The following is a 17,617-nucleotide window of genomic DNA, read 5'->3' as shown; positions in this document are numbered from 1 at the left end:
CGCCGGCGCCCCTGCGCGGCGTGGGCGGGTCAGCCGGCCGCGTGCGGGGGCCGGGTGCCCGGTTCGGTGAGCGGCAGGCCCAGTTGTGCGCGCTCCGTGATCCAACGGGTGGGCCGGTGGCGCGGGTCGCCGGTGGTCTCGTGCAGCGCCCGGTGCAGGGCGAGCATGCGGCCGCCGCCGATCCGGTCGCCCCACGCGAGGGGTCCGTGCGGATACCCGAGACCGGCGGTGACGGCGAGGTCGATGTCGGCGGGCGTGGCGATGGCACGTTCTGCGATGGAGGCGGCGACCGAGACGACGGAGGCGAGCAACCGCTGGGCGACGGAGCCGGCCGTGTCGCGTACGACGGAGACGGCGGGCCGCTGCCCGGTGCCGACCGGCCGGGCCAGTACGGCACGTGCGTCGCGCACCGCGTCCTGGTCCGAGGCCGGGGTCATGGCCAGCACCCGGCGGCGGGTGGTGAGGGAGAGCGGGTCGACGCCAAGAGTCCGCCCCGGCGGCAGGCCGAAGCCCGCGACGGCCGCCGCGACGGTGGTTCCCCAGACCGGCACGAGCACCAGGGTCGTGTCGGCGGCTCCCGGAGCCGGGTCGAGCACGCCTCCGGCGGCGCGGAGCACGCGGCGCAGCTCCCGGGCGTCCGGTGTGTCACCGGGCACGTGGACGGCTCGGGCGGCGTCACCGGTGACGGGCGCCTCGGCGGGGACACCGGGTGCATCGGACCCGTAGTCGAAGAAGCCGCGACCGGTCTTTCTGCCGAGCAGGCCGGCGGCCACCCGGTTCGGTGTGAGATAGGAGGGACGCAGACGGTCGGAGTGGCGGAAGCCCTGCCAGACGGTGTCGATGACCGAGGCGGTGACGTCCAGTCCGGTGAGGTCGGTGAGTTCGAACGGGCCCATGCGCAGCCCGAGCACGTCGCGGGCGATCCGGTCGATGCCGGCCACGTCGGCGATGTCCTCCTCCAGGAGGGCGAGCGCCTCGGTGATCAGCCCTCGCCCCGCGTGGTTGACGAGGAAGCCGGGGGTGTCGGCGACAACGACAGCGCGGTGTCCGCCGCTCTTCACGAGTTCGACGAGGAGGGGCACGAGGTCGGGGCGAGTGGCGGCACCGGGGATCACCTCGGCGATCCTCATCAGCGGCACGGGGTTGAAGAAGTGAAGCCCTGCCACGCGCGTCGGGTCCGCCAGCTGTGCCGCGATCCGGGTGACGGACAGCGAGGAGGTGTTGGTCGCGAAGACCACCGAGGCCGGCAGCACCTTCTCCAAGCCCGTGAGCAGATCCGTCTTGACCGCCAAGTCCTCCAGGACGGCCTCGATGACGAGGTCCACCGCGTCGCCGGGAGCCAGTGGTGACTCCAGCGGCACCAGCCGCTTGACCGCGGCCTCGGCGGCCGAGGCGCCGAGGCGGCCCTTCTCGACCGCGCGGTCGAGCATCCCGGCGATGAAGCCGACGGCTTCGTGCACGGACTCCTGCCGGGCGTCGGCCAGTTCGACGGTGTGTCCCGCGGTCGCGGCCCATTGGGCGATGCCACGCCCCATGACCCCGGCCCCGACGACTCTGATGCGCATTCGGTGTCCCTCGTCTGTCGTGTTCGGTCGCACGGTCTCAGCGCCCGTCGGGACGCGGCTCGGCACACTGGCCCCGCCCGTCGGGACGCGGCTGCGCACACTGGCCGCACCCGTCGGGAACGCGGTCTCGCCGGCGGCGTCCGCGTCCGTGGCAACGCGTCCCTCGGTGGTGCTTCAGCGCAGGTAGACGCGGCCCGGGTCCACGTCCTCGCGCAGCAGCCGCAGTTCCGCCGCGGTCGGCGGCTCGATGGTGGTGACCTCGTCGGCGGCCTGCAGGTCCCAACCCGTGGCGGCGCGGACCTGGTCGACGGTGACGCCCGGGTGCACGGCCACGAGCCGCAGTTCCTCCCCCACACCCGGGCGGGCGAGGATGCCCAGGTCGGTGATGACGCGGGTGACACCCGCGCCGAGCGGCGTGATGCCGTCGGCGAGCGCGCGGTCGGGTCCGGGCGAGGTGCAGAAGTCGAGTTCGGCCATGAAGGAACGCGGGTCGTGGCGGCGCATCACCACGAACACCTCGCGGGAGTTGGCCATGACCTCCATGGCGCCGCCCGAACCGGGGAGCCGGACCTTCGGTTTGTCCCAGCCGCCGATGACCGAGGAGTTGAGGTTGCCGTGGCGGTCGATCTGGGCGGCGCCGAGGAAGCCGACGTCGATGTGGCCGCCTTGGAGTACGGAGCCGAAGAGGGTGGGCATGGAAAGGACGGCCTCTGCGCCGGTGATGAGGACCGCGTCGGCGATCGTCTCGGGCAGATGCGAGGGGTGGGCACCGCAGACGCCGGACTCGTAGACGATCTCGAGGCTGGGCGCGACGGTGAGGTGTGCGAGGGAGGCGGCCAGGGTGGGCAGGCCGATCCCGGCGAAGACGGTTCGTTTCCCGGCGAGTTCGCGGGAGGCGACGGCGGAGAGAAGCTCCGAGGATGTCGCGGTGGCGGCGGTCATGTCCTTCTCCCGGTCGGTCGGTCCGTCCACTCGTGTCGATGTGCTCACAGCCGCCGTCCGTAGTTGACGGGCACACTCATCGCTTCGCCGACGGCCAGGCCGGCCCAGAAGTCCTCGCCCTGCTTGGCGACGTATTCGGCGTGGTCGCGGGTGCCGTGGATCCACTCGTCCATCCAGTCCCGCAACCGCTCGGGATCCTTGCTGATGTGCGACCAGCCCCGGTAGAAGGCGTTGTCCCGGTCGTAGTAGCCCTGCGCGAAGGACGGGTGGGCTCCGCGCGGGCACGCCACGACGGCGTCCACGGCGTGAGAGGGGATGATGGTGCGGTTGGGGTCGGAGCGGACGACTTCGTCCTCGACGATCTCCTCGACCACGACCACCGCCTTCCCGGCGGCGTAGACGGCCTCGGCCTGGACTCCGGTGAGGCCCCAGACCTGGGTGTTTCCCGAGCGGTCGGCGCGCTGCGCGTGAATGATCGTCACATCCGGGTTGACCGGCGGCACGACGTAGATCTGCTCGGCGGAGCCGTCGGGGCCCGGGTAGGGGGAGGTGACCTTGCGGATGCCGGGGTTGACCGACGGGAGGTCACTGCCGGCGTAGGAGCGCAGCGGATAGAAGGGCAGCCGCTGGGCGCCCGCGAGGTAGCGGCAGATCATGCCGTAGTGGCTGTACTCCTCGAAGGCCAGCGGCTCGGGGTCCGCCCGCTCGATCCGGCGCCGTAGTTCTCCCAGCGAGCCGGCGGAGGAGTTGCCCACGAAGGAGGAGACGAGCTTGGTGACGCAGCCGCCGGCGAGCAGCTGGTCCACCACGATGTCCGCCGTCATCCGGACCACCGTGAGGTCCTTGCGCTCCTGCCGGATGATCTCGTGTCCGGCGGCCGTCGGAATGAGATGGGTGAAGCCTTCGAGGGACACCGTGTCGCCGTCGTGCACGAAGGCGGCGATCGCGTCCTTCATCGTCATGGTCTTGTCCACGGCGCACACGCTGCCAGCAGCATTGATTACTGTCCAATACCGAATTAAGGTCGCATTGAGACGCTGAACGAAAAAGACACGGCGTCCAGCGGAATCCGGACGGAACAGAACGGGACGAGGACGACCGTGGAACTGCGCTACCTGACCTCCTTCCTCGCGGTGGCCGAGGAGCTGCACTTCGGCCGTGCCGCCAAGCGGCTCCAGATGGCACAGCCGCCGCTGAGCCAGCAGATCCGCCAGCTGGAGAAGGAGCTGGGCGTCCAGCTCTTCGAGCGCAACACCCGCTCCGTACGCCTCACCAGCGCCGGCCAGTCGTTCCTCGAGCCGGTGCAGACGGTGCTCGCCGACCTGGACATCGCCGTACGGGTCGCGAAGGCCGCGGGTCGCGGGGAGTACGGGCGGGTCACCGTCGGCTTCGCCGGCGCCTCCTCGCATCACACGCTGCCGCTGCTCACCCGGGCGGTACGGGCCGCCCACCCCGGCCTGGAGCTGGTGATGCAGGGCCAGACCTACGCCGACGTCGCCCTGGCCAAGGTCGCGGACGGCTCTCTCGACCTCGGCTTCGTGCGGCTGCCCGCCGGCCGGCCCGGTGTCGAGACGCGGGTGATCGGCGAGGAGGAGCTGCTGTGCGCGCTGCCGCAGGACCATCCTCTGGCCGGCAGCGAGCGGATCTCGGTGGCGGACCTGGCCGCCGAGCCGTTCGTCAGCTTTCCCGCCAACGCCGGGTCGACACTGCGGGACGCCACCTTCCGGGTCTGCGAGGAGGCCGGCTTCCATCCGCGGGTCGTGCAGGAGGCTCCTGACTCGTACACCATCCTGGCGCTGGTGGCCGCGGGGGTGGGCGTGACCCTCACGCTCTCCTCCTGTCTGCACATCCAGCAGACGGGTATGGTGCACCGGCCGCTGGCCGGGCCACCGATCCGCCTGCAGGCCGCGCTCGCCTGGCGCATGGACAATCCCTCGGCCGCGTTGCGAAGTGTGCTGGCGGTGGCCGCCGAGGCGCTGCCGACCCCCGCGGGGCTGAACGGCGAACACCGGGATTGAGTGCCCTGGCGTCTCAATCGAGCCGGAATCGGATATTGGACCGGGCCAGTCGGCCGGTGGAAAGGTCGGCAAGAGCATCACCCGTCCGCCCAAGGAAGGCCCTCCGACATGTCCGGTCAGCCCGATGTCGTCATCTGCGAACCGCTCCGCACCCCGATCGGCAGATTCGGCGGTGGCCTCTCGAGTCTGCGGCCCGCCGCTCTTGCCGCGCACGTGATCGCGGAGATCGTCAGCCGAACGGGCATCAACCCCGAAAGGGTCGACGAGGTGATCCTCGGTCATGCCTATCCGACCTCGGACGCCCCGGCGATCGGCCGGGTCGCGGCTCTGGACGCGGGGCTTCCGGTGTCCGTGACCGGAGTCCAGATCGATCGCCGCTGCGGCTCGGGGCTCCAGGCCGTGCTGGATGCGGCCATGCAGGTCCGCTCCGGCTTCAGCGACGTGGTGATCGCCGGCGGCGTCGACGTGATGAGCGCGGCTCCCTACTACACCCATGACGGCCGCTGGGGCATCAAGGGCCCGAGCCTTCAGCTCCACGACTCGCTCGCGCGCGGCCGAGTGACGGCGGGCGGCGTCAACCACCCGGTGCCGGGCGGCATGATCGAGACCGCGGAGAACCTGCGCCGCGAGTTCGCGATCAGCCGCCAGGACCAGGACGCCCTCGCCCTGCGTTCTCAAGCGCGGGCCGGGCGGGCCGTCGAGTCGGGTGTGTTCGCCGAGGAGATCGTGCCCGTGCCCGTACGCACCAAGAAGGGCGAGACGCTGGTCTCCGCGGACGAACACCCGCGTCCCGACACGACGGCGGAGAAGCTGGCCGCGCTGCGGCCCCTGACCATCAAGTCGGACCCCGATGCGACGGTCACCGCTGGAAACGCCAGCGGGCAGAACGACGCGGCCGCCGCCTGCCTGGTGACGAGCGCGGAGACGGCGCACCGGCTGGGGCTGACACCGCTGGTGCGGCTGGTCTCCTTCTCCAGGGCCGGCGTCCCGGCCGGCACGATGGGCCTCGGCCCGGTCCCGGCCACCCGCACCGCGCTGGAGCGCGCGGGCCTGAAGCTCGCGGACCTGGACCTGATCGAAATGAACGAGGCCTTCGCCGCGCAGGTCCTGGCGTGCACCCGGCAACTCGGCCTGACCGACTCCGACCACGACCGGATCAACGTCAACGGCTCGGGCATCTCCCTCGGCCACCCGGTGGGCGCCACCGGCGCCCGCATCCTGACGACGCTGGCCCACGAGATGCTCCGCCGAGAGGCCCGCTACGGGCTGGAGACCATGTGCATCGGCGGCGGACAGGGCCTGGCCGCGGTCTTCGAGCGCGTCTCCGGCTGACGAGCCGTCCGGCGCGCGGCCTGGGCCAGGGGCCCAACGGTGGGCCGCTGGGTGATGGCGTCACCCAGGGGTCCACCTTGTCCTGCGGTGAGCTCTGCCGCATGAGGCGGTGAACCGCATCGACTTGGAACGATGCGTTCCGGCCACTCGATCCAGACGGAGAACCTCTCACTGCGGCAGCTATTCGGTATTGGACCCGTCTAGGTCCCGACTGGCACCGTTACGCCCATCACAGCGGGAGGCCCCACACGCCGGGACGGCGCCCCCTCCCACTCCCCCTTGATCACCATCCCCAGGGAGCCGCAGCATGAGCGCGTCCGCCGCACGCGAGCAGAAGAGAACCGCGAACCGCGCGGGGCTGGGAGCCTTCATAGGCTCGACCATCGAATGGTTCGACTTCTACATCTACGGAACGGCCGCAGCCCTCGTCTTCGACGAGGTCTTCTTCCCTGAACTCGAAGGCCCGGTCGGCACCCTCGTCGCCTTCGCGACCTTCTGGGTCGGCTTCCTCGCCCGTCCGCTCGGCGGCATCATCTTCGGCCACTTCGGCGACCGGCTCGGCCGCAAGAAGACCCTGGTCATCACCCTGCTGATGATGGGCATCGCCACCACCCTCATCGGCCTGCTCCCCGGATACTCGACGATCGGTGTGGCGGCACCGATCCTGCTGGTCTGCATCCGCATGGTGCAGGGCATCGGGCTCGGCGGAGAGTGGGGCGGCTCGGTTCTGATCGCCTCGGAGCACGCCCCCAAGGGCAAGTCCATCCTCTACGCCGCCTTCGCCCAGCAGGGCTCCCCCGTCGGCAACACCCTCAGCACCGTCAGCTTCCTGGCGATCAGCCAGCTGCCGGACGACGACTTCGTCTCCTGGGGCTGGCGCATCCCCTTCCTGGCGTCGGCGCTCCTCGTCTTCGTCGGCCTCTTCGTGCGCATGCGGGTCGCCGAGTCGCCGGCGATGGCCAAGGCCATCAAGGCCAACAAGGTCGCCAAGATGCCGCTCACCGAGGTGCTGCGCACCCAGCCGACGCTGATCCTGCTCGGCATCGGCGCCTGCACGATCGGCCTCTCCGCCACCTACTTCAAGTCCACCTTCGCCCTCTCCTGGGCGACCAGCAGCCTGGACTTCGACCGCAGCTCCTTCCTCACCATCATCCTGGTGGCCAACGTCCTCCAGGTCCTCGTCCAGCCCTTCGGCGCCGTGCTCGCCACCAGGATGAAGAGCATGACCCGCGCGGTCTGCGTGATGCTGATCCCCGAAATCGTCCTCATGCCGCTGATGTTCATCCTCATCAGCACCGAGAACTACGCCCTGGCGATGGTCGGCGTCGCCGTCGCCACCGTCCCGCACTGCCTGTACTACGCGGCCCTCGCGGGCATGCTGGCCAGCCGCTTCCCCGCGAACGTCCGCTACACCGGCATCTCCCTCTGCTACCAGCTGTGCGGCACGATCCTCGGCGGCACCACCCCGATCGTCGGCCAGTCCCTGCTGAACTGGACGGGCTCCATCGCGGCCGTCATCTGCTACGCCGTCTTCCAGGTGCTGCTGACCCTCGGCTGCATGGTGCTCATCCTGCGCCGCCCCGACTACGACGAACTGGCGGAATCGGGCGACGAACAGCAGCCCGAGCCGGCCACCACGGCCCCCGCCACGGCCGTCCGAGGCGGAACGGCATGACGTTCACCGTCAACGGCATCCCGGAGATCAGCGCACTGGCCGGCCAGGACCTCGGCCACTCCCGCTGGCGCGAGGTCACCCAGGACCTGATCGACATGTTCGCCGCGGTGTCCGGCGACCATCAGTGGATCCACACGGACACCGAACGCGCCGCCGAAGGCCCGTACGGGCGGACCATCGCCCACGGTTACATGGTCCTCAGCTGGGGCATCCCGATGTTCGCCGAACTGCTGCAGGTGACCGGCGTGGGCATGGCGCTCAACTACGGCGTCAACAAGGTCCGTTTCCCGGCCCCCGTCCCCGTGGGCAGCCGCGTCCGCCTCCACGCCACGGTCGCGTCGGTGGCCCCGGTGAGGCGGGGCGGGGTCGGCATGACGCGAGGCTTCACCTTCGAGCTGGAGGGATCCGCGAAGCCGGCGTGCGTCGCGGAATCGCTGACGCACTTCTATCCGTGATCCGCGACAGCTTTGACATCCCTCACATCCCTGACGTCGCTGACAGGTGAAACGGCGTTCCATCACCGGCGGGGCCGGAATTGCCTGGCAACTGCGGCCCCGCCGGTGATGGAGGCGCGAGGCCGGGGCTCAGCAGCGCCCCCCGCTCACGCCGCCCGCTTCCCCGACACCTCCGCCAGCACCGACGAGACCCGCTCCCACGTCTCCATGTCCCGTTCCACCGGCTCCAGTTCCCTCCCGGAGCCGCTCTGCCAGCCGGCCGCCAGCTCCACCGCTTCCGCCCCCGCGGCCCCGGCCGCCGCGGCAGCAGCCAGGGCCGCCGCGCCCAGGGCGACGAGCTCCGTGGCGGCCGGGATCAGCAGCGGGCGGCCCGAGAGACGGCGGACGGTCTCCACCCAGTGGCGGCCCTTGGCGCCGCCGCCCACCAGTCTCAGCGGGCGCGCTGCCGTCTCCGGAGCCGCCGGATCCTGGCCGCAGGCACGCATGACCTCGTCGAGGGCGCGCAGTACGGTCACGACCGCGCCCTCGTAGGCCGCGCCCAGGATCTGTTGACGGGTCGTCGTGTGCCGCAGGCCCGTCAGCAGTCCGGACGCGGCGGGCAGGTCGGGGGTGCGTTCGCCGTCGAGGTATGGCAGGACGACCACCTCGCCGCCCGCCTGTGCGGCCTCCCGGTCCAGGCCCAGCAGGGATGCGACCTTGTCGACGGCGAGCGTGCAGTTGAGAGTGCAGGCGAGCGGCAGATACGTGCCGTCTGCGGCTGCGAACCCGGCGAGCGCCGGCGAGGCGGGCCGCGTGCGGCTCGCGGCGAACACGGTGCCCGACGTACCGAGGCTGAGCACCGGGTGGTCCAGCAGTCCCGCCCCGCCGAGACCGAGACCGACCGCCGCGGCCATGTTGTCGCCCGTTCCGGCCGCGACCGCGATACCGGCCGGCAGGCCGAGTTCCGCGGCGGCCGAGGCGGTGAGGGAACCGACGCGAGTGCCGCCGGTCGGCGCCACGGACGGCAGCAGCGCGGCGTCCAGGCCAACGAGGTCGAGCAGTTCTGGGTCGTAGGAGCCGGTCGCCGTGGAGTACCAGCAGGTGCCGGACGCGTCCCCGGGGTCGGTGGCGGCGACGCCCGCCAGGCGTTCGGTGAGAAAGTCGTGCGGGAGGCGCACCGCCGCTGCGGCGTCCGCGGACGCCGGGTCGTTCTCCCGCAGCCACTGCCACTTGGCGGCCGTCATGGAGGCGACGGGGACCGAGCCGGTGCGGGCGGTCCAGGCGTCGGGGCCGCCGAGCTCCTCGGTGAGGGCCGCGGCCTGGGGTGCGGAGCGGGTGTCGTTCCACAGCAGCGCGGGGCGTACGGGGGCGCCGGTGCGGTCGAGGACGACCAGCCCGTGCTGCTGCCCGGCGACCGCGATGCCGGTGACGGCGGAGGAGCCGACACCGAGCCCGCCCAGTTCCTTGAGGCCGAGGGCGACGGCCTCCCGCAGCGCGTGCCACCACACCTCGGGGTCGCTCTCCCGTGCGCCGCCTTCACCGGTGACCCGGTGGGGCGCCCTGCCGACGGCGATGAGCCGGCCGGTCGCGGCGTCGGTGAACGCCGCCTTTGTGGACTGGGTGGAGCTGTCCACCCCGATGACGACCGTGTTCGCCGGCATTGCCGCACCTCTCCGTCCGTACGCCCCGGCCATTTGGCCGAGCTTGGAACAAATCCAGCCGGGGCAAAACTACGCCACACTGCTCGACGACAACAGACATGGAATGGAAGGGAGACCGGAGGTCTTCTGTGATCGGGCACGGGCGTGCATGATTAGTAAGGACAGAAAACAAACCGAGGATCCAAGGCGGACACGGCCATGACGGAACGCTTCACCCCCACCCCGGAGGACAAGTTCAGCTTCGGCCTCTGGACGGTCGGCTGGCAGGGCCGGGACCCGTTCGGCGACGCGACGCGGCCCCACCTGGACCCCGCGGAGTCCGTCCGGCGGCTCGCCGAACTCGGCGCGTACGGTGTGACCTTCCACGACGACGACCTGATCCCCTTCGGTGCGACCGAGACCGAGCGGGACGGCCACATCAAGCGCTTCCGGCAGGCGCTCGACGCCACCGGCCTGATCGTCCCCATGGCCACGACCAACCTCTTCACGCACCCTGTCTTCAAGGACGGCGGCTTCACGGCCAACGACCGCGACGTGCGCCGCTACGCGCTGCGCAAGACCATCCGGAACATCGACCTCGCGGCCGAGCTCGGCGCCAAGACGTACGTCGCCTGGGGCGGACGCGAGGGCGCCGAGTCCGGCGCGGCGAAGGACGTACGTGTCGCGCTGGACCGGATGAAGGAAGCCTTCGACCTGCTGGGCGAGTACGTCACGGAGCAGGGTTACGACCTGCGCTTCGCGATCGAGCCCAAGCCGAACGAGCCGCGCGGCGACATCCTGCTGCCGACGGTCGGCCACGCACTGGCGTTCATCGAGCGCCTGGAGCGGCCGGAGCTGTACGGCGTGAACCCGGAAGTGGGCCACGAGCAGATGGCCGGACTCAACTTCCCGCACTCCATCGCACAGGCGCTGTGGGCGGGCAAGCTCTTCCACATCGACCTGAACGGCCAGAACGGCATCAAGTACGACCAGGACCTGCGCTTCGGCGCCGGCGATCTGCGGTCGGCGTTCTGGCTGGTCGACCTGCTGGAGACGGCGGGGTACGAGGGGCCGCGGCACTTCGACTTCAAGCCGCCGCGCACGGAGGACTTCGACGGCGTGTGGGAGTCGGCGGCGGGCTGCATGCGCAACTACCTGATCCTGAAGGAGCGTGCCGCGGCGTTCCGTGCCGACCCGGAGGTCCAGCGGGCGCTGAAGGCGTCACGCCTGGACGAGCTGGCGCGTCCGACGGCAGAGGACGGGCTGGCGGCGCTTCTGGCGGACCGGGCGGCGTTCGAGGACTTCGACGTGGACGCGGCGGCCGAGCGGGGCATGGCCTTCGAGCGCCTCGACCAGCTGGCGATGGATCACCTGCTCGCGGCCCGCTGACTCTCCGCGCCTCGCACGCAACCGCCCCACGGGTATGCGGGCCGTTCCACCTCCCGGTCGGGACGGCCTGCACGCCGGTGGGCCTCAGTGCGGGCGAAGTCACGCATGCGCCCCGCCCCTGGGGCAGTATGCGCGCCCCTCAGACGCTCGGCCTCACAGGTCGTGCCCCCGGACGCGCGGCCTCACAGGTGTGCGTCGAAGCCCGGCAGGGGATCGCACGGGACCGGCGGCGTGCCGTGCAGCGCTATCTCCGCCAGCACGACACTGCCCACGTCCATGCGGTGCGCCATGGTCCGCGTCGCGTACGCGTCGACCAGGCGCAACCCCCTCCCGCAGGACACGTCCGCGTCCAGTGGTTCCTGCCGGCGGTTCACGCGGTGTTTCCAGCAGCCGCCGTCCATGACCTCGACCGTCAGCGCCTCGCCCCGGACACTGATCACCGTGGACACCCAGGGGCTCCCGCTGTGCAGGATCACGTTGGTGACCAGTTCGGTGACGATGACGGACAGCGCCTCGTCGAAGTGATCGGCCAGTCGCCATCGGCGCGCGACCGCCCGGGCGAAGCGCCGCAGAGTGCGCGCGGCCTCCGGCGTAGCGGGCATGGCACAGTGTGCCAGGCTGCGCAGAGCGGAGGTGGGTCCGGCCCGGTACGGGGCAGGACTCGGGGCACGTTCTATGGCGATCACTTGGGCTCCTGTTCGGTCGGGCGGCGTCGCCCTGACTCAGGTCCAGCGGCCGGGAGTCCTTGGCTCACCGGGCCGTCGAAAGCCATGCAGATGTTCTGCGGCACCTCAACACTCGTATCCGGACACCCGCTGTTCAATCAGGGACACTGAAACCCGTATACGTAATCAATCGAAATGCCCGGGAAACACCGAGGAGAGTGATTCGGTGGATACGCTGAGTGACGAGACAGCGGGCCGATGGCTGGGGCGGGTCGTCTCGGACGCGTCCACCGGGGCCGACGTCGAAGGATTCCGAGCGGACCGCCCCTCTCTGCTGTTGCTCGAGGGGGCGGCCGGAACGGGGAAGACCCGGCTCGCGAAGCGGCTCGCCGACGCCGCAGTCGCAGAGTCGATACGCTGCGTGATCGTCTCGTTCTCGGCGTTCGGGATGTCCGTCAGCCGGCCGCAGACGCCCGCAGCGCCCCCGCCGGAGCCCGCGGCACCTCCGTCCGTCCAGGCCGATCTGCCCGGCGCCGTGTCGTCCCTCCTCGAACGGGGCGAACGGTTCCTGCTCGTCGCGGAGGACGTGCACCGCGCCGACCGCGCCGCCCTCGATCTGCTGCGCAGGCTCCTGGACCGGCCACCGACCGGCCTCGCCGCCGTCCTGACGTACCGCCCCGAGGAACTCCGCGAACCCGGCCTCGTACTGGGCCGGGGCGCGCACTTCCCCTCCTGCCTCTCGGTGTTCCGCATGCGGCTCGGCCCGTTGGACGCACAGCAGGTCCGCCGGCTCGTCGAGGAGGGGCTGGGCGAGAGCAGTTGTCCGTCCGAACTGATATCCCGGCTCCTCGACCGTTCCGGCGGCATCCCTCAGGTCGTCACCGATGTGGTGCGGTTGCTGCGCGAGTCCGGCAACGGACGGGAGCACTACTCGCTCAGGGACCTGGACGCGGCGGGCGTGCCACCTCGTCTCACCGAGCTGGCCCTCGCCCGTACCGCGGCGCTCAAGGAGCACGCAAAGGACGTCGTGTGGGCGGCCGCCGTGCTCGACGAGCCGGTGGAGGCCGAGGAGCTCTCCGCGGTGGCCGGTCTGGACGGCGGTGCGGGCAACCGGGCCCTGGTGGAGGCGCTGCGCGAGGGCGTCCTGAGGGAGGTCGACGAGGGCCGCTACGGATTCTTCGTGCCCATGGCGGCGACAGCGGTCTACCCGGAGGTCCCCGGGCCGGTGCGCCGCGAGATGCACCGCCGGGCGGCGACCGCCCTCGGCCGCCGGCACCCGGTGCCATGGGTGCCGCTCGCCCGCCACCGCCGGCACGGGGGCCAGGTCAAGGCGTGGCTGCGGGCGGTGGAGCAGGGCGCGCTCCAGTGCGCGGAGTCCGGTGACCACCAGGCCGCGGTCGACCTGCTGGAACACACCCTCTCCCGGCCGACCGTGCCGCCTGCCGCCCGCGCCCGGCTCGCGCCGCTGCTGGCACACAGTGCGGTGCTGGGGCTGCGCAGCGACCAGACGGTGTCGGTGCTGCGGCAAATCCTGGACGAGCAGACGCTGCCGGCCGCCGTACGCGGCCAGATCCGCCTCGACCTGGGGCTGTTGCTCTGCAACCAGGCGGTCGCCGGTATGCAGGGCTGGCTGGAGCTCCAGCAGGCGGTGGAGGAGCTCCAGGAGCGGCCGGTCATGGCGGCCAGGGCGATGGCGGCGCTCGCGATGCCGCTGCTGTCGACGGTCCCTCTGGAACGGAATCTGTACTGGCTGGAGCGCGCGGAGAAGGCAGGCGCGGACAGCGGCGACGAGGAGGCCCGCACGGCGGTCGCCGCCAACCGCGCGGGAACTCTGATGTACATCGGCGATCCGGCCGCCTGGCAGGTGCTGGAGCAACTGCCGAGGGACACCGACGACCCCGCCTGCCGTCAGCATGTCGCCCGCGGTCTGTGCAACGCGGCGGACGGTGCGCTGTGGCTGGGCCAGTTGGGCCCCGCCCGCGGGCTGCTCGCGGAGGGGATCGAGCTGGCGACGCGCAGTGGCGCCTCGTACGTCGAGCAGGGCGCGCGGGGTACGGCGCTGCTCCTCGACTGGGCGGAGGGCGACTGGTCGGACCTGACCACCCGTGCCCGCGCGTACGTGGCGGAGGCCGAGACGATGCCGGGCCAGGGCCTCGACGGCCGGACGGTCCTCGGGCTGATGGCGCTGTCCCGGGGCGAGTGGCAGCAGGCGACGGCCTGGCTGGCGGGCGAGGGTGCGCGGGAGACGGACGGCTCCGCCGTCCCGCACGGGGCTGCCGCCTCCGGCGCCCTGATCCGCATGGCGCTGGTCCGGGACGACATCGAGTCCGCGGTGGCCGAGGCGTCGGTGGCCTGGGACCGGGTCCGTGACAAGGGCGTGTGGGTGTGGGCGGCCGAGCTCGCGCCGTGGGCGGTCGACGCGACGCTGCGCGCGGGCCGGCCCGACACGGCGCGGAGGATGGCCGACGAGTACGCGGCGGGTCTCGAGGGACGCCAGGCGCCCGCGTCGTCGGCGGCGCTGAGCTGGTGCCGTGCGCTTCTCGCGGAGGCGCAGGGCGACCATCGCACGGCGGCGGACCTGTTCCGCCGGGCGGCCCTCGTCTACGCGGGGCTGCCGCGCCCGTACGCCACCGTCCTGGCCACGGAGGGGGTGGCGCGCTGCCAGTTGGCGTCCGGGATCGACACGGATGCCGCGGTCACGGAACTCGCCTCGTGCGTCGAGCAGTTGACCGAGCTCGGCGCGGTCTGGGACGCGGCACGCATCCGGGCCGCGATGCGCGCGCACCAGCCCGCCGACGAGCAGCGGCCGCGTGGCCGGCCCAGCTACGGGGACCAGCTGTCGCCGCGCGAGCAGGAGGTCGCGGACCTGGCGGCGACGGGTCTCACCAACCGCGAGATCGCGGCGACACTGCACCTGTCGCCGCGCACGGTGGAGCAGCATGTGGCCCGGGCCAGGCGGAAGCTGGAGTCGCAGTCCCGGCAGAATCTCGTACGGGCGCGCAACCAGCGCCACGAGTGAGCATCCGAGGAGGCCAAGAGCCCGGTCGGGCCCTTGGTCAGGGGCCTGGAGCGATTCTTTGCGTATAGGTAAATCGCGGGTCCGTATAGGCAGCGCCCGTCCGGCGGCCCTAGTTTCCTGGGCGTGCCCGGGTGTGCCGGGATGCCGACCGATCGCACCGCACCCCCACAGCGGCCGCCGTCGTGACGCCATGGGAATCCCGGCCCCGGGCACCACTGAACCTGCCGGCAGCTCACCACGCGGCTCCGCTCATCCCGCCAGCAGCACCACTCCGGCGTACGACGCGCCGACGACGACCAGCCATGCGGAGAGCCCGACGGCCGCGACGCGGGCACCGGTGCGGGCGAGCGACGGCAGGTGCACCGCGCTGCCGAGGCCGAACAGGGCGGCGGCGAGCAGGAGTTCTTGTGCTGTGTGCGCCGCGTCCAGCACCGCGGAGGGCAGCAGACCCGTGCTGCGGACGGCCACGGCGGCGAGGAAGCCCACGACAAAAAGCGGCACCAGCGGTATTCGCGCCCGGCCTGCTCCGCCGGACCCGGTCCGCGCCCTTCTGCGCCGTACGGACAGCGCCACGGCGGCGACCAGGGGCGCGAGCAGCGCGACCCGCATCAGTTTGACCAGCACGGCTTCGCCGAGTGCCTCGCCCCCGGCGGTCTGCGCGGTGGCGACGACCTGACCGACGTCGTGCACGCTCGCACCGACCCAGCGGCCGAACTCGGCGTCGCCGAGGCCCAACAGACCCTGCAGCAAAGGCAGTACACCGATGGCGAGCGTCCCGCAGAGTGTGACCAGCGCCACCGAGACGGCCGTGTCCCGTTCGTCGCTGTCCCTCGCCTCGCCGACGGCGCCGATGGCCGACGCGCCGCAGATCGCGTAGCCCGTGGCGATGAGGAGGGGCTGGTCCCCGGGGAGTCCGAGACGCCGGCCGAGCCACCACGTCCCGAGGAGGGTCGCCGTCACGACGCCGAGCACCATGGCGACAGCGGCCCAGCCGAGGCCGCGCACGTCGTCGAGGCTGAGTTTCAGCCCGAGGAGCACGATGCCGACTCGCATCAGCCGCTTCGCCGCGTACGACAGGCCCGGCCGTGCCGCACCCCTCGCAACCGGCCGCATCCGGGGCAGGTGCGCGGCCACGACACCGAGCACGACGGCGGCGGTGAGCATCGGCACGCCGGGCAGCAGCCGGTGGACGGACCATGCGACGGCGACGCCGAGTGCGGCGAGCGCAAGCCCGTGGCGCCGCGAGGCAGCGGGCGGGACGCCGGGCCTGGCGGCGGGCCGCTCCCGCAGGAGGGCCATCAGCGGTCGGCCGGCAGTTCGTAGACGCGGCGCACGCTGGTACCGAGCCGGGATATGTCGGCGCCGTAGACGTGCAACGAAATCGCTGCGGAGGGCCCGTCGTTCCAGACGCGGTGGATGTCGCCCGGCGGGGCGAAGCCGCAGAACTCGCCCTGCCGGTTGACGACGTCCCCGGTGGCGACCAGCCGCGCGGTGCCGCCGTTCTCGACGGCCGGGACGAGCCGGAAGCGCCGCTCGCGCTCCTGTCCTTCGTGGACGCCGGTGGTGCACCAGGACACGTGGTCGTGCACGGTGGTCCCCTGCCCCGGCAGCCAGACGAGGGCGACGACGGAGAAACTGCCGTCGTGTTCGGCGTGCAGGAGGTGCTGGCGGTAGCGGGCGGGATCGCTCTCGCGCTGCTCGTCGGTGAGCAGGTCGTCGGCGCCCAGGTGCGGCGCGAGGCACTCCCCGACCAGGTACGCCGTCAGTTCCGGCGGCAGGCCCCGGCCGACGGTCTCGCGTACGCCGGCGATCAGCGCGTCCAGGCGGTCGGTGGTGCGGGCGGCGGTGTAGGCGGTGGTGCAGTTGGCGGGGCAGGCGCTCCGGGCGGCCGAGGCTTGGGTCATACGGGCAGCGTCGGACCGGGGACAGATGGCGTCCAACGACGGTTTCTTCGCACCCTCCAAGCGGTGTTTATGGGTGCGAGCCGTGTTGACGGGTGCGCGTCCACGGGGGCGAGGGGCTGTCAGCAGCCGGTCTTGTTCGCGGCGACGGCCCTGAGCTCGTCCAGTACGAGTGCCGTCGCGGGGATGCGCAGATGTTCCCGCAGGACGTACGCGGAGATCTTGCGCCGCGACGCCGGCTGCAGCGGGCGGCCGGCGACCTTGGCATGGCGCATGAAGTTCAGCACGAGCGACGGGATCATGGCGATGCCGAGCCCTTCGGCGACCAGACTCTGCACCGCGAGGTTGTCGTCGGTCATGAAGGCGATGTCGGGGACGAAGCCCACCTCGGCGCACTCGTGCAGCAGGTTGGCGCGGCAGCGCGGGCATCCGGCTATCCAGCGCTCGCCTGCGAGGTCGACGAGCCTGACGACCCGCCGGCGGGCCAGGGGGTGCCCACCGGGCAGCAACACGGTCAGCTGGTCCTCGAGCAGCGGTATCTCCACCAGTTCGTCGGGAACGTCCTCGTGCAGACCGGGATACGTGAAGGCCAGCGAGATGTCGCACTCCCCCCGAGCCAGACGTTGCAGCGACTCGGGCGGTTCGTTCTCCAGCAGGTCGACGCGGATGGCCGGGTGGGCGGCCGTGAGCCGAGCCAGGGTCTCCGGGACGAGGGTGGAGTTGGCGCTGGGGAACGCGCAGATCCGGACCCGCCCGGCGCGCAGCCGGGTGAGGGCGTTGATCTGCTCCTGGGCCGCCGACATGGAGTCCAGGATGGCCGTGGCCTGCCGGGACAGCGCCTCACCGGCCTCGGTGAGCCGCATGCCCCGGCCGACGCGGATGAACAGGGGCGTGCCGACGTCCCGTTCGAGGGCCTTCATCTGCTGCGTGATCGCCGGCTGGGTGTAGCCGAGGGCGCGAGCGGCGGCCGAGTAGGAGCCGGTCCTGACCACTTCGTGGAACGTCTTGATGTGCCGGGAATCGAACACCGGCGCATC

Annotated in this window: 14 protein-coding genes; 6 read left to right on the top strand and 8 right to left on the bottom strand. The window is 71.8% G+C overall.

The genetic code is table 11. From position 1 onward, the window contains the following. Positions 1 to 29: 29 nt before the first annotated feature. From ACIQ7Q_RS23835 to ACIQ7Q_RS23825, 3 genes are all read right to left on the bottom strand, one after another. Entirely contained in the window at positions 30 to 1,565 is a 1,536-nt protein-coding gene (locus ACIQ7Q_RS23835; protein WP_403865578.1) for a 3-hydroxyacyl-CoA dehydrogenase, read from the bottom strand. 174 nt (positions 1,566 to 1,739) lie between these two features. Further along, entirely contained in the window at positions 1,740 to 2,507 is a 768-nt protein-coding gene (locus ACIQ7Q_RS23830; protein WP_403865840.1) for a CoA-transferase subunit beta, read from the bottom strand. A 44-nt stretch (positions 2,508 to 2,551) separates the two neighbouring features. Further along, positions 2,552 to 3,469, bottom strand: coding sequence for a CoA transferase subunit A (locus tag ACIQ7Q_RS23825; RefSeq protein WP_403865837.1), 918 nt, complete (start codon positions 3,467 to 3,469; stop codon positions 2,552 to 2,554). Between the two features lie 138 nt (positions 3,470 to 3,607). Here ACIQ7Q_RS23825 and ACIQ7Q_RS23820 point away from each other — a divergent pair, with 138 nt between their 5' ends. From ACIQ7Q_RS23820 to ACIQ7Q_RS23805, 4 genes are all read left to right on the top strand, one after another. Beyond that, entirely contained in the window at positions 3,608 to 4,525 is a 918-nt protein-coding gene (locus tag ACIQ7Q_RS23820; RefSeq protein ID WP_403865575.1) for a LysR substrate-binding domain-containing protein, read from the top strand. A 108-nt stretch (positions 4,526 to 4,633) separates the two neighbouring features. Beyond that, positions 4,634 to 5,857, top strand: coding sequence for an acetyl-CoA C-acetyltransferase (locus tag ACIQ7Q_RS23815; RefSeq protein WP_403865572.1), 1,224 nt, complete (start codon positions 4,634 to 4,636; stop codon positions 5,855 to 5,857). A 307-nt stretch (positions 5,858 to 6,164) separates the two neighbouring features. Then, positions 6,165 to 7,532, top strand: coding sequence for an MFS transporter (locus ACIQ7Q_RS23810; protein WP_403865569.1), 1,368 nt, complete (start codon positions 6,165 to 6,167; stop codon positions 7,530 to 7,532). Then, a complete protein-coding gene (locus tag ACIQ7Q_RS23805; RefSeq protein WP_403865566.1) occupies positions 7,529 to 7,987 on the top strand; it encodes a MaoC family dehydratase in 459 nt (152 codons plus the stop codon). Before ACIQ7Q_RS23810 ends, ACIQ7Q_RS23805 begins: the two co-directional genes overlap by 4 nt. 146 nt (positions 7,988 to 8,133) lie before the next feature. Here ACIQ7Q_RS23805 and xylB read toward each other — a convergent pair whose 3' ends face one another. Next, positions 8,134 to 9,627, bottom strand: a complete 1,494-nt coding sequence (gene xylB / locus ACIQ7Q_RS23800; RefSeq protein ID WP_403865563.1) for a xylulokinase — start codon at positions 9,625 to 9,627, stop codon at positions 8,134 to 8,136. A 198-nt stretch (positions 9,628 to 9,825) separates the two neighbouring features. Between xylB and xylA the strand changes: the two genes are divergently transcribed. After that, positions 9,826 to 10,995 (top strand): xylose isomerase, encoded by a 1,170-nt coding sequence (gene xylA, locus ACIQ7Q_RS23795; protein ID WP_403865561.1) that lies wholly within the window; start codon positions 9,826 to 9,828, stop codon positions 10,993 to 10,995. Positions 10,996 to 11,177: 182 nt separating this feature from the next. Here the strand turns inward: xylA and ACIQ7Q_RS23790 are convergent, their stop codons facing one another. Then, positions 11,178 to 11,597, bottom strand: a complete 420-nt coding sequence (locus ACIQ7Q_RS23790) for an ATP-binding protein (RefSeq protein ID WP_403865558.1) — start codon at positions 11,595 to 11,597, stop codon at positions 11,178 to 11,180. A 289-nt stretch (positions 11,598 to 11,886) separates the two neighbouring features. Between ACIQ7Q_RS23790 and ACIQ7Q_RS23785 the strand changes: the two genes are divergently transcribed. Then, entirely contained in the window at positions 11,887 to 14,679 is a 2,793-nt protein-coding gene (locus ACIQ7Q_RS23785; protein ID WP_403865556.1) for a LuxR C-terminal-related transcriptional regulator, read from the top strand. A 249-nt stretch (positions 14,680 to 14,928) separates the two neighbouring features. On the opposite strand, the gene ACIQ7Q_RS23780 is transcribed toward ACIQ7Q_RS23785, so the two are convergent. From ACIQ7Q_RS23780 to ACIQ7Q_RS23770, 3 genes are all read right to left on the bottom strand, one after another. Continuing rightward, a complete protein-coding gene (locus tag ACIQ7Q_RS23780; RefSeq protein ID WP_403865553.1) occupies positions 14,929 to 15,978 on the bottom strand; it encodes a YeiH family protein in 1,050 nt (349 codons plus the stop codon). Next, positions 15,978 to 16,583, bottom strand: a complete 606-nt coding sequence (locus tag ACIQ7Q_RS23775) for a cysteine dioxygenase (RefSeq protein WP_403865550.1) — start codon at positions 16,581 to 16,583, stop codon at positions 15,978 to 15,980. Before ACIQ7Q_RS23775 ends, ACIQ7Q_RS23780 begins: the two co-directional genes overlap by 1 nt. Positions 16,584 to 16,702: 119 nt before the next feature. Beyond that, complete coding sequence (locus ACIQ7Q_RS23770) at positions 16,703 to 17,608, bottom strand: LysR family transcriptional regulator (protein WP_403865548.1); 906 nt, start codon at positions 17,606 to 17,608, stop codon at positions 16,703 to 16,705. Between the last annotated feature and the right edge of the window lie 9 nt (positions 17,609 to 17,617).

Source organism: Streptomyces sp. NPDC096176 (assembly GCF_044763255.1).
Classification (GTDB): domain Bacteria; phylum Actinomycetota; class Actinomycetes; order Streptomycetales; family Streptomycetaceae; genus Streptomyces.
This window is presented reverse-complemented; position numbering and strand designations above follow the sequence as displayed.